We start from the raw sequence: 12,884 nt of genomic DNA on the forward strand, positions 1-12,884 counted from the left end.
AATAAGTAGGGTATGTAATAAGGTTTAAATAATTTAGATCTTTAGTTTGGACTACTTGTAGTAAAAATTGGCTATTTTTGACTAGAGGTATCATTTTAAAAAAATAGAATGATGGCCGAAAACCTTTACTAAAAAACAGCTGTTGTTGTTAACAATCATACATTTAAATTATAATTATGCTTACTCTTTCTAAAGCTGAAGTTTTTAATATTAAAGCCGATTGCATTCAATTACCAAGTCAAAGTTCATTTGGCTTTCCTGAGCGTGTGCTACAGTTTGGTACAGGCGTGTTGCTCAGAGGACTGCCTGACTACTATATAGATAAAGCAAATAAACAAGGTGTTTTTAATGGACGGATTGTGGTTGTAAAGTCTACGGACATAGCTGGAGCAGACTCTTTTGCCGATCAAGATGGCTTATATACACTTTGTATAAGAGGAATTTCCCAGGGCAAAAAAGTTGCAAAATATATGGTGAACAATGCCATATCTCGTGTATTAGCAGCTAGTACGCAGTGGTCTGATATTCTCAAGGTTGCTGAAAATCCTCATTTACAGATTGTAATATCTAATACCACGGAGGCGGGTATAGTAAGAGGTAATGATGTCTTAACTGATAATCCGCCGAGTACGTTTCCGGGGAAGCTATTGTCTGTATTGTACGAACGGTATAAGCATTTTAACGGATCTCTAGATAAGGGTTTAGTTATTTTACCGACAGAACTTATTACAGATAATGGTTCAAAGCTTAAAGGTATTGTTTATTCTTTAGCAAAAGAAAATAAGCTAGAAGATGGTTTTATTCATTGGTTGGATTATGCAAATGATTTTTGCAATACATTGGTTGATAGAATAGTGCCAGGACGCTTGCCTGCTGAAGATCAGAAGCAGATTGAAAGTCAACTAGGATATAAGGATAAGTTGATGATTATGGCAGAGCCTTTTAGTTTATGGGCTATTGAGGCCGATTCGGATCGGGTAAGCGAAGTATTGTCTTTTGCTATGGCAGATGAAAATATCGTAATAGTCCCATCTATAGACAAATTTAAGGAAATAAAGCTGCGTTTATTGAATGGTACTCATACTTTATCTTGTGGTGTTGCTATTTGTGCCGGTTTTAAGACGGTTAAAGAGGCGATGGATGAAGGGCTCTTTCGTATGTTTGTTGAGCAGCTTATGTTCCAGGAAATTGGTTTAGCTATTCAAGGTGAGGTTATTTCAAAAGGTGATATTGAAGAGTTTTCTAGAAATGTCATTGATCGATTTAGTAATCCCTATTTAGAGCATCGCTGGGAGAATATTTCGATGAACTATACCGCAAAGATGGCTATGCGTAATATCCCTATCTTAAAAAAATGGTATGAAAAATCAACCGTTGTTCCACATCATATAGCATGTGGCTTTGCTGCTTATTTAAATTTTATGAATACCGAAAACATTGATGGACAGTATGTCAGAATGGTGGGAGAACATAAAATTATTTTGCAGGATGAATTTGCGTCAGTATTATTTAATTATTGGAAGGATCCATTAACAGTAACCAGAAACGTGTTAACTGATGATCACTTGTGGGGAGAAGACCTATCTATTTATGAAGGTTTTTTGGAGGCTGTGACATATAACTTGAAAAATATAAGGGATTTGGGGATGCATGAAGCATTAGAAATGATGATGAGGAGCAAATAATCTAGTTTTATTTTTCTGATAAAAATACGATAATAAAAGAAAATAGGTAATTTATGGGTAAAAAAGGAATCCACGTTCTTATAGGACCGTTATTGTTTTTTATCGTTTACAATGTGCCCATTGCTGGTCTTTCGGAAGAAGGGCAGGCGGTATTAGCTAGCACTTTATGGATCGCATATTGGTGGATAGCAGAAGCGTTGGATTTGGCGATTACTTCATTACTACCTATTATTATTTTTCCGTTGTCGGGAGCTTTGCGAATTGAAGATGTTACGGCTTCTTATGGTCATCCATTTATTTACCTTTTTATGGGAGGTTTTATATTGGGACTGGCTATTCAAAAGTGGAATCTACATAAAAGAATTGCTTTTAGTATCATAAGGTTAACTGGTACAAGTGAGAAAATGGTTATACTCGGTTTTCTTTTAGCGACTGCGTTTCTTTCCATGTGGTTATCAAACACAGCTACCGCTATTATGTTATTGCCTATAGGGACCTCCGTCATTGAGCACTTTAAAAACAGGCAACCTTTTTCGAAGAACCTTATGCTTTCAGTCGCATATGGGGCATCTATAGGTGGTATGTCTACGTTAATTGGTTCTCCACCTAATATTATTTTGGCAGGTATTGTGCAAAGTAGTTTAGGTATAGAAATTACTTTTGTAGGATGGATGTTATTCGCCTTTCCCTTAAGTTGTGTTTTGTTATTCATAACCTGGTTGTATTTAACCCATTATAAGGAAGATAAGTTGGCTTTAAATAAACTTTTAGTGATTGAACCTCTCCCCCCTATTAGTGAAGCTGAAAAAAGGGTGCTTTATGTGTTTTTGTTTGTTGCGTTTATGTGGGTTACACGTTCATTTATATGGGTTAAATTTGTACCTAAACTTGATGATACTATTATTGCTATTACAGGGGCTCTTCTTTTGTTTTTAATTCCCTCGGGGCGTTCCGCCAGAGAGCGTTTGATGAATTGGGAGGTTGCTAAAAGTTTACCGTGGGGAGTTTTACTTATATTTGGTGCAGGTCTGGCTATAGCTAACGGGTTTTCTGCAACTGATTTAACAGTTTGGATTGGAGAAAGCTTAAATGGAGCTCGTATTTTACCTTCATTTTTGTTTGTTTTAGTAGTTATTGCTAGTATTAATTTTTTAACAGAAATTACTTCTAATACTGCAACTGCGAGTATGATGCTGCCTGTTTTGATTGCTTTAGGTACAGTACTTGAACTGGATGTCATAGCCCTCTTAGTAGGGGCAACCTTAGCTTGCTCTTGTGCATTTATGCTTCCTGTAGCTACTCCACCTAATGCGATAGTTTTCAGCTCGGGCTATCTAAACCTGAAAGATATGATGCGTACGGGATTTTGGTTAAATATTATATCAATTATTGTGATTTATTTATTTGTCTCATTTGCGGGAAGTTGGCTAATTGTGTAGGAGAAACAATGTTAATTGTTTTTGTGTGTTTTAAAAACAGCCATCCTGCTTGTCATTATGAACATAAGTAGACCGAAGCATGCAAAAATTGCAAATGAGTAGCGTAAACTTAATAATTCAGCGATATAACCGATTAACGGAGGTCCCATTAAAAAGCCCAGATAGCTTATGCTAGACACCATAGCTAGTGCAATACCAGATGAAATGGAAGGATGTTTTCCAGCAACAGAATAAATAGTAGGAACATTACAGGCCACGCCTAATCCCACTAGCATAAAACCAAGGGTTGAGGTCCATAAATTAGGAAATATAACGGAGAGCATCATACCAATAAACATTAAAATGCCGCTGCCTTGAAGGGTACGTTGGCGACCATATTTAGCTATTACTTTATCTCCTATAAATCTCCCTGTAGCCATCATAATCATAAAAGAGGCATATCCTAAGACGATAAGGCTAGCAGGAGCTTTGACTATGTCGTTAAAGTATACTCCGCTCCAGTCAAACATGGCACCTTCTGTAGCCATACTGCAAAAACCGATAATCCCTAAACTTATTAATAGGCGATCAGGTTGAAATTTGAATGATTTTTCATCAGATACGTTTGTTCCAGAAGATATTAAATACTTCTTGTTGATTATAATGTTAAGGATTAGTAAAGAGAATATAATAAAGAAGTGAGTGACTATTGTAAGGTTTAGGTTTGTTGTTAGTAAACCAACAAGGGCTCCTGTAAAGCCAGCAACACTCCAGGCTCCATGAAAAGATGACATAATGGATCGTTCGAAGAGTTTTTCGGCCAGAACCCCCTGTGTATTGATGGCGATATTACACATATTGCCAGTAATGCCGAAAAGTAAAAGTACAATGCCCAGTTCCCAAGCATTGGTTGCAAAAGCTATGGAGCAGAGTACTATACCGTAAAGAACAGCCACTATGGGCATAACTTTTTCACTGCCATATTTGCTTACTAATTTTCCAGAAATTGGCATAGTTAATAATTGACCTATAGGCAGCATGAGCAAAACTGTCCCTAATTGTGCTTCCGATAAATTTAGAGCAGTTTTAATATGTGGTATACGACTAGCCCATGAAGCAAAAGCAAGACCTTGGCCAAAATAGAAGAGAGAAACGGCCAGACGGATTCTATTTTTATTGTCAGTAGTTGTGCTAATCGAAGTTTTTTTCATAGCTTATTTTTTAGGAAGATCTTGGTGCAAAGATAGAATAAATAAAACTGAAAAAGACAGATCGATTACTTGAGAGATATGCTTATTTATAAAGTTATTATAGGGTAGCTTTCTTATGAGGTTTGTTTCGTAGCCGTGGAAAAGCTAAGGGCAACAGCATATTTACACTACGTTATGTGTGAAGATTAAATGTGAATGTGTAATTTGGTCTTCTATTATTAATATAAATAACCATTATGTTTAGAACCGCTTTATTATCATTGGCTATGGTGTTTTGTTATGTTTTATTTGCTAAAGCCCAAGAGCCATCATTTTTATCTTATCCCACGTTAAGTCCTGATGGAAAAACCCTTGTGTTTAGTTATGAAGGAGATTTGTGGAAAGTACCTACTGTAGGTGGTCAAGCGTTTAGATTAACAGCTATGACTGGTAGAGAAATTGCGCCTCGTATATCACCGGATGGAAAATGGTTAGCTTTTTCGTCGTCTCAGAACGGGAATTTGGATGTTTATGTGATGCCGTTAGAAGGGGGAGATATAACGCAATTGACTCATCATGAAGGTGCTGATCATGTTGATAGTTGGAGTTGGGATAGTAATGAAATATATTTTACCTCCTCTCGTTACAATCGTTTCAGTAGTTATATGGTTTCTAAAGATGGGGGGACTGCCAAACGGCTTTTTCCACATTATTTTAATTTTATTCATGGGGTTGTCGAAGCGCCATCAGGGGAGCTTTTATTTAATGACTCTTGGGAGAGCTACTCTTCAGCTAATAGAAAGCGTTATAAAGGAGCGTTTAATCCGGATATTATAGGATATAATGCTCGGACTAAAACTTTTAAAACGTATACTGATTATGAGGGAAAGGATTTTTGGCAAAGTATCGATCGATCGGGTAAAGTTTATTTTGTTTCTGATGAAGGGAATGATGAATATAACCTGTATAGTTTTGTTGATGGTAAAAAAACTGCCTTGACTCAATTTAATGAATCTATTAAGCGACCAGTAGTTTCTGCAAATGGTAATTATGTTGTTTTTGAGAAAGGTTATGAAATTTACAGTTATGATGTGTCGAGTGGTGAGAGTAAGAAAATACCCATCACTTTAGGACGTAATCAGGTTTTGAATAAGGAAAAAGAGTATGATATTGCGGGTAAGATAAGTGGTTTTGATATTTCGCCCGATGGTAAAAAGATGGCTTTTATCGTAAGGGGGGAGCTTTTTGTTAGCGATATAGCAGGTAAGTTTATTAGGCAAATTCCAAGTGCTGGAGAGCGCATTATGGAAGTTAAGTGGCTTAAAGATAATAAAACACTTTTATACAATCAGACTTATTTAGGTTATCTAAATTGGTTTACGCAACAGGCGGATGGAAAGGGCAAGCCTAATAAATTGACAACTGATGCAAGAAATAATCGGGATATAGCTTTTAATTCAGAAAAAACTAAAGCAGTTTATTTGAGTGGACGTGACGAGGTTCGTATCCTTGATTTACTTACATTTAAAAGTGAAACAATTGTTAATGATGAAATATGGGGTTTTCAAAACTCTAAACCATCTTTTTCGCCCGATGGAGCCTATGTGCTTTTTACAGCTATACGAAACTTTGAACAAGATGTTTTTATTTACGAAGTGGCTAGTGCTAAAACAACAAATCTGACAAATACTGGCGTTACGGAAGCTTCTCCTGTCTGGTCCCCTGATGGTAAATATATTTATTTTGCTAGTAACCGTACAAAACCCTCCTACCCTACTGGTATGCAAAACTCTAGTGTTTTTCGTTTAGCATTACAACAGTTTGATGCGCCTTATAAAACAACTAAGTTTGATGATCTTTTTTCTGAAGAAAAGAAAGACACAGCACATAATAAGGCTGGCAAAGTTGATTTAAAAACAGAGGGTAAAAAAAAGATGGTGTATATTGATCATATAGGTTTACTTGATCGGGCTGAAAAAGTAAGTCCTTCTGCTGGTACTCAGTCTTCTCCAGAAGTATTTATAAAGGGAAATAAAACATATGCTTTTTATTTTTCTAATCATGAAGGTAAAGGTGCATTTTACCGCACCATTAGTGAGCCTTTTGAGTCAAGCAAAACAGAAAAAGTTGCTGACGGATGGCTAAGTGGGATACAGGAAGTAAATGGCAAATTTTATGTTTTAAGCGGCGGAGCTGTACAACAATATAACATTGAATCTAATAAACTGGATAAAATTGAGATGAAACATAAGTTTAGTCGCAATTTAGAGCAAGAGTTTGAACAGATGTTCTATGAAACATGGGCAGGTATAGAAGAAAATTTTTATGATGATAATTTTCATGGATTAGATTGGGTTGCTACTAAAAAAAGCTATGAGAAGTACTTACCTTTTGTTAATAGCCGTTCTGACTTACGTGTTTTATTAAATGATATGTTGGGAGAACTTAATTCCTCGCATTTAGGGTTTTCCTCTACAGGTGATGAAGAGCGATCAACTTTTAATTATGTAACTAATGAAATAGGGGTAGTATTTGATAATGATGATCCCTATAAGATTGCTGATCTGGTGAGAAATAGCCCTGCTACAAGAAAAGGAGTTGACTTGCTGATTGGTGATAGACTTGTTGCGGTTAATGGCGTTAAAGTTGAAGAAAATATAGATCGTGATTATTACTTTATGAGTCCTACCTTAATATCAGAATTGCAATTAACAATTGTTAGAGGAGGTAGTGAGAAAGTTGTGAACCTACATACGCAAAGCAGTAATGATTTTAAAGATTTATTATACGATAGTTGGATTCGAAATAATAAGGAAAAAGTTGCTGACTTAAGTGGAAAACGTATTGCTTATTCACATATGAAAAATATGGGAGGAGATGAGTTAGAGCGCTTTTTAATTGACATGGCTGAGCAGGAAAACAATAGTGATGGTATTATTTTAGATTTACGATATAATACAGGGGGGAATGTACATGACGAAGTTTTACGTTTTTTATCGCAAAGGTCTTATTTACAATGGCAGTATCGCGGAGGTAAGCGGGCTCCTCAAAGTAATTTTGCTCCAGCAAATAAACCCATTGTGTTACTTATTAATGAACAGTCTTTAAGTGACGCCGAGATGACAGCAGCAGGTTTTAAAGCGCTGAAGTTGGGCAAAATTATTGGAACAGAAACTTATCGATGGATTATTTTTACATCAGCCAAAGGATTGGTTGATGGGTCTAACTATCGTGTACCCGCTTGGGGTTGCTATACTTTAGAGGGGGATAATTTAGAGTTGACAGGTGTTGCGCCGGATATTAACGTTAAAAACACAATAGCGGATAGGTTGGCGGATAAGGATCCTCAATTAGAGCGGGCTATACAAGAGATATTAAAGGATATAAGATAATATGTGATTACTTAAGCTTCATCTATTATGTACATCTTAATATGTAAATGTGTAGATGAAGCTTTTAATGACTATAGGATATTAAACTATTCTAATAAAAAAAACCTCTTCGTGCGAAGAGGTTTTATCGTTCATTAGATTGGTTAGTTAACCGTATTCGTTTTTGTGTGCTAATTTAATAATGACCTTATATTTTTCCCGTGGAACATTATGTGCTAAAATATCGCTTATGTTCTTGTTGGTCGTCGTTAAGCATAAAGGCCTTGTTTCAATTACCAAAGGTATATAGTATGTTATTTTATTGATTACGGGAAACCGTAAGTTTCTTTTTTTTAATAGAGCTAGGGGTGTTAATTACAGTTTTTGTTGTTTTGTAGTTTGGTTATTAGGGCTTTATGTTTAAAGAATTTTGTTTGTAAAAAAGATGATTGTTTTAAAGGTGTAAAATCTTCGAAATGAATTTATATGTTGTGGCTTATATGCCTATAAATGTTAGTTTTAATAGTATATTGAGCGCTTTTTGGGACTTACCAAGAATTATATAGATAAGAGTGGTTTATTAAGTAAGATTCGTTTTGTTTATAAGGTATAATATATGTTGTTTTCAGTTTTAGATATAATAGGTACGGTAGCTTTTGCTGTTTCAGGAACATTGACAGCAATTGAGAAACGGATGGATATTTTTGGCATTACTATTATTGCAATAGCTACAGCATTGGGCGGCGGAACACTTCGAGACGTTTTAATAGGTAATACACCTGTTACCTGGCTGAAAGATCTTCAGAATTTTTATTTCGTTATTGGGTCTGTTATTATTACGGTTATATTTAGAAAGTGGCTAAATGAGCTTCGTGTTTCATTAATGCTTTTTGATACAATTGGGATTGGCATTTTTACGTTGATAGGGATACAAAAAGGAATTATGATTGATTTACACCCTTTGGTATGTATATTATTGGGTACGGTGACAGCTTGTTTTGGTGGTGTTATAAGGGACATATTGTGTAACCAAGTCCCTGTAGTTTTTAGAAAGGAAGTTTATGCCACCGCTTGTATCGTTGGCGGAGCAAGTTTTTATTTATTTCAATTTTTCTCATTTTCCCAGGATGCGGTTTTTATCTGTACAATTTTAACTATTATCGGGATAAGGTTGTTGTCTGTTTATTTTCAATGGTCATTACCGCAGATAAAGGGGGAGTAATATCTTTAGCTACTTAGTTCTACTAAGTATATTTAGAATGCTAGTATAATAAAAACACCTCTTCTTCATAATGTAATTTTTTTACCTCCATGAATATTTATATAAATATTCATGGAGGTATATTTCAAAAATATATTTATTGACTTTTAGGCATAGGGGGTAGTGTGAACCCATTATGATAAGTATGTTTAATCCACTCATTAGATGCTTCATAAGCATTCATTTCTTCAAACTGTCGATTAAATCTTGGGTGGCCATCCGTAACACTAAACTCGTCAATAGACACTATTTTGATGTTGTCATTTGGTGATATGTTAGTAAACTCCATTCGGTCGCCATCCCATTTTAGGGTTCTGTTTAATGCCTGAAGTCGTACCGCAAGAACACCCATAACAACCATTTCGTTGAATGGTCCGGAAAAGCCGAAATGAGAAGTAGATTCTGTTCGATTTTCAGGATTTTCTTTACAGGCTCTAATCCAGTCTTGTTCGTGAGCGTTACTTTTCCAAATATCGCCATTTCCTCCTTTAACTCTGGGGATCCAAGGCGTAGGTTTTTTAAAGTCTTTCATTTTATGTTTTGGCAATAAAGTGGCTTCCATGCCATAGCATCCTGTCATGATCTTACCCTTTGTACCTATGAAAATTATACCTCCGTTAGTATCTCCCATCATGTCTCCATCCTCAAGTTCGGCCGGCCGCGGAGGTAAAAGACCGCCATCGTACCAAACAACCTTTACTTCTGGCATTTTTACAGAACCCTTTTTAGGCCTAGCAGGGAATGTATATTCGACCATCTGTGCATGTGGAGGTGAGTATAAATTACTTAGCGTCGAACTTCCGGAAACTTTGCTTGGATATTTTAAATCTAGCGCCCAGTAAATAGGATCCATTATGTGACATGCCATATCACCTAATGCTCCTGTCCCAAAGTCCCACCACCCTCTCCAATTCCATGGTGTAAACACTTCATGGTAAGGACGATTCTTTGCTGGACCGAGAAAAAGATTCCAGTCGAGCTCTGGTGGAATTGTCATGCCAGAAGAAGGCTTCATCAGCCCTTGTGGCCAGATGGGTCTATCTGTCCAACAATGGACCTCATACACTTCGCCAATAGTACCTGCTTGTATCCACTCTGCAATTTCGCGGCACCAATCAAATGAATTTCCTTGGTTGCCCATTTGTGTAGCTACCTTATACTCTCTTGCTAATTCAGTTAAAAGGCGTGACTCGTATACCGAGTGAGTCATCGGCTTTTGTGTGAAGCAATGTTTCCCTAATGTAATAGCATGTGCGGTTACGCCAGCATGTGTGTGATCAGGTGTTGCGACCATAATGGCATCAATGGAATTTCCCATTTTATCAAACATATCTCGCCAATCTTTAAACTTACTAGCTGAGGGGTAATCATTGAAGGTTTTATTTGCATATTTCCAGTCTACATCACACAAGGCAACAATGTTTTCAGTTTTCATATTGGCAAGATTTCTTCTCCCAACCCCTCCAATACCAACGCCAGCAATATTTAGCTTGTCACTCGGGGCAATGTGTCCTAGAGTTTTCCCCAGAACGTGACTTTGTACAATCGTAAAGCCTGTTAATACCCCTGTGTTTTTTATAAATTTACGTCTTGAAAAATTTTTCATCTTAGTGTTATTATACTTTATATGAATTAAACAGTATATGAGATTTACTTTTTTATTTGTGCTTATATATTTCTATCGTTTGCAGCCAATAGAACTGTTGTTTTTAATAAAATTAATCTAAAAATAGTGTTGTTATTATTTATTGATTATTCTTATTTTAATATTTCTGTAATAAACAGGATCTCCGTGATCTTGTAGTCCAATTCGTCCAGATTTAGCTTTTGCATAAGGAAGTCCTGCAAATTTACTTTTGTTTATTTCTTCCCGTAACTCTTCTGAGTCTAAAGTATATTGCAGTATTTTTTTTCCATTTAACCAATGTTCAATATGGCCATTATTTACAATAATCTTTGTTAAGTTCCATTGACCAACGCTTTTAGGAATAGCATTAACAGGTGCTTTAACATCGGATAAAGCGCCCACTTTCTGTTCTTCTGTTAGTTTTTGGGGATAATTTATATTGTCAATAATTTGGAATTCAGGACCTGTTTCGTACATTCTTTTGTGTTCAGGGCTTTCAACGACATTTATAAACACACCGCTATTGCCACCTTTCTCTATCTTCCATTCTAAAACGAGTTCAAAGTTTTCGAAAATAAGATCAGTGACGATGTCTCCATTTTTTCCTTTTGTAAATAGAACTTTATTCTTTACTTCCCATCCAGTGTCTTTCCCTCCAAGATACTTGTGCCAGCCTTCGGTTGAATTATTTTGGATTAAATCTATCCACTCTTCTTTATGTCGTGTGCTATGGCTTGTCAAAAGAATGCAACTGATAAGAGTTATTATAGTTTTGATATAATATTTTTTTTTCATTTTTTATTTATTGATAATCTGGGTTTTGAGTTAGTTTTGGATTCGCGTCTATTGCTGTTCGTGGTATAGGGTAAATAAGTCTGCTAGCAGGGATCGCTTTACGACCAATAGGGCCAGAAATAGGCTCTAAGAATGTACCAAATCGGATCATATCTTGACGACTAAATAGCTCCCAAGCAAATTCAAACCGTCTTTCTTTATATATGTCCTGTAGAGTGACTGAGGTTAATAGTTTGTCTTCATTAATAAAAGCTCTTTTTCGGATGTTGTTTACTAAAGCCGTAGCTTCTTGCTCGTCACGACCAGACCGTATAAGAGCTTCTGCTTTCATAAGGTAAATATCTGCTAACCTAAATATTGCATAATCGTTTTCCATGTGACCATTAACTCCCTTTTCGAACTCCCATTTATAACACCTAGCACCATCTTCCTGCTCTACTTGCCCCCAACCTTCGGCGTCAACACTATATTTAAATGTAAAATCGACATGGTGAATCAGCGGACGCCCATGAGCAGTAATTAGTAGCTCGCCATTGTTTGGGTTATACATAGGTCCTGTTAGGAATGACCATGCCTTGCGTCGGTCATCATCATCAAACTCATGTACATAGTTAGGCATTGCATTGATACCATTAAATCCTGTTGTGCTTAATCCTAGAGCCGCATTACTTAAATAATGTAAAGTATGTTGCAACATTATGTTACCCCCATCTACAGTGCTGAATACAATTGGAAAAATGATTTCTTTAGAAGTTTCATTATGGACTAAGAAGTTTTTTTTCCAATCGGGCTCTAAAATATAATCCAGTTTTAAAACTTCGTCGCATGTTTTTATTACTTCTTCCCATTTAGTTCCTCCTGTAGGATTCCATATGGAGGCATTTAAATACATTTTAGCAAGTAGAGTCAAAGCAGCACCCTTTGTCATTTTACCATAGCTGGCACTTGAAACGTCTTCTCTAAGTAAGTCTTTGACAGCTAGTAATTCACGAATTATAAACTCATATACATCTTTCCTTTGAGAAGTACTTGGCTTTTCTAAAGTAGTAAAGTCTGTTACGATAGGTACATTTCCATAGTTGTCAATTAGGAAATAATACCATAAAGCACGGACGGCACGAATTTCAGCAAGCGTTTGTTCTTTATTTTTTACACCTTCATTGTTTTCAATCATATTAATAATTTGATTACATGTCGAAACTCCAGTCATCATACTATTATATGAATCGGTTATATAGCGATTGCCTGATGTCCATGAACCAAATCGAAATTCTTTAAAAAGTCCACCCTCCCAACCGTCACCACCTTTGCGTGTTGGAGTAATTGCCATATCCGAAGAGCCTTCTACCATGCAAAAGTAGGCAGGGCTCCATATGGGTTTTAGTGTTCTGTAGATAGGGGCAATTAATGAATTTATTTCTTTTTCACTTTGTCCAAATTCTTCAACAGGGAGTTTGTCATATAGCTCCTCATCTAGGTTTGTACAACTGCCCAGGGATAGTGTAAATAGAAATATTGAAATTATTTTTTTCATAAT

The 12,884-nt window shown here is 36.1% G+C and carries 8 protein-coding genes; 4 read left to right on the plus strand and 4 right to left on the minus strand.

Features of this window, described 5'->3' with window-relative positions; translation table 11 throughout:
• The first annotated feature begins 176 nt into the window (after nucleotides 1–176).
• Both ORI89_RS03790 and ORI89_RS03795 read left to right on the plus strand, forming a co-directional pair.
• Entirely contained in the window at nucleotides 177–1,685 is a 1,509-nt protein-coding gene (locus ORI89_RS03790; RefSeq protein WP_268229093.1) for a tagaturonate reductase, read from the plus strand.
• A gap of 53 nt (nucleotides 1,686–1,738) precedes the next feature.
• Nucleotides 1,739–3,124 carry an SLC13 family permease gene (locus ORI89_RS03795; protein ID WP_268229094.1) on the plus strand — a complete coding sequence of 462 codons (1,386 nt, stop codon included), beginning with the start codon at nucleotides 1,739–1,741 and terminating at the stop codon, nucleotides 3,122–3,124.
• Between the two features lie 11 nt (nucleotides 3,125–3,135).
• On the opposite strand, the gene ORI89_RS03800 is transcribed toward ORI89_RS03795, so the two are convergent.
• Nucleotides 3,136–4,314: an MFS transporter gene (locus ORI89_RS03800; protein WP_268229095.1), complete on the minus strand. Its 1,179-nt coding sequence runs from the start codon at nucleotides 4,312–4,314 to the stop codon at nucleotides 3,136–3,138.
• 236 nt (nucleotides 4,315–4,550) lie between these two features.
• On the opposite strand from ORI89_RS03800, the gene ORI89_RS03805 reads away from it, so the two are divergent.
• Nucleotides 4,551–7,685, plus strand: a complete 3,135-nt coding sequence (locus ORI89_RS03805; protein ID WP_268229096.1) for a S41 family peptidase — start codon at nucleotides 4,551–4,553, stop codon at nucleotides 7,683–7,685.
• 595 nt (nucleotides 7,686–8,280) lie between these two features.
• Nucleotides 8,281–8,886 carry a trimeric intracellular cation channel family protein gene (locus ORI89_RS03810; protein WP_268229097.1) on the plus strand — a complete coding sequence of 202 codons (606 nt, stop codon included), beginning with the start codon at nucleotides 8,281–8,283 and terminating at the stop codon, nucleotides 8,884–8,886.
• A 136-nt stretch (nucleotides 8,887–9,022) separates the two neighbouring features.
• Here the strand turns inward: ORI89_RS03810 and ORI89_RS03815 are convergent, their stop codons facing one another.
• From ORI89_RS03815 to ORI89_RS03825, 3 genes are all read right to left on the minus strand, one after another.
• Nucleotides 9,023–10,531, minus strand: coding sequence for a Gfo/Idh/MocA family protein (locus tag ORI89_RS03815; protein ID WP_268229098.1), 1,509 nt, complete (start codon nucleotides 10,529–10,531; stop codon nucleotides 9,023–9,025).
• 135 nt (nucleotides 10,532–10,666) lie between these two features.
• Nucleotides 10,667–11,347, minus strand: coding sequence for a 3-keto-disaccharide hydrolase (locus ORI89_RS03820; RefSeq protein WP_268229099.1), 681 nt, complete (start codon nucleotides 11,345–11,347; stop codon nucleotides 10,667–10,669).
• 7 nt (nucleotides 11,348–11,354) lie between these two features.
• Nucleotides 11,355–12,881, minus strand: coding sequence for a RagB/SusD family nutrient uptake outer membrane protein (locus ORI89_RS03825; RefSeq protein WP_268229100.1), 1,527 nt, complete (start codon nucleotides 12,879–12,881; stop codon nucleotides 11,355–11,357).
• Nucleotides 12,882–12,884: the final 3 nt, after the last annotated feature.

This window comes from Sphingobacterium sp. UT-1RO-CII-1 (genome assembly GCF_026711005.1).
In the GTDB taxonomy this organism is placed as follows: domain Bacteria; phylum Bacteroidota; class Bacteroidia; order Sphingobacteriales; family Sphingobacteriaceae; genus Sphingobacterium.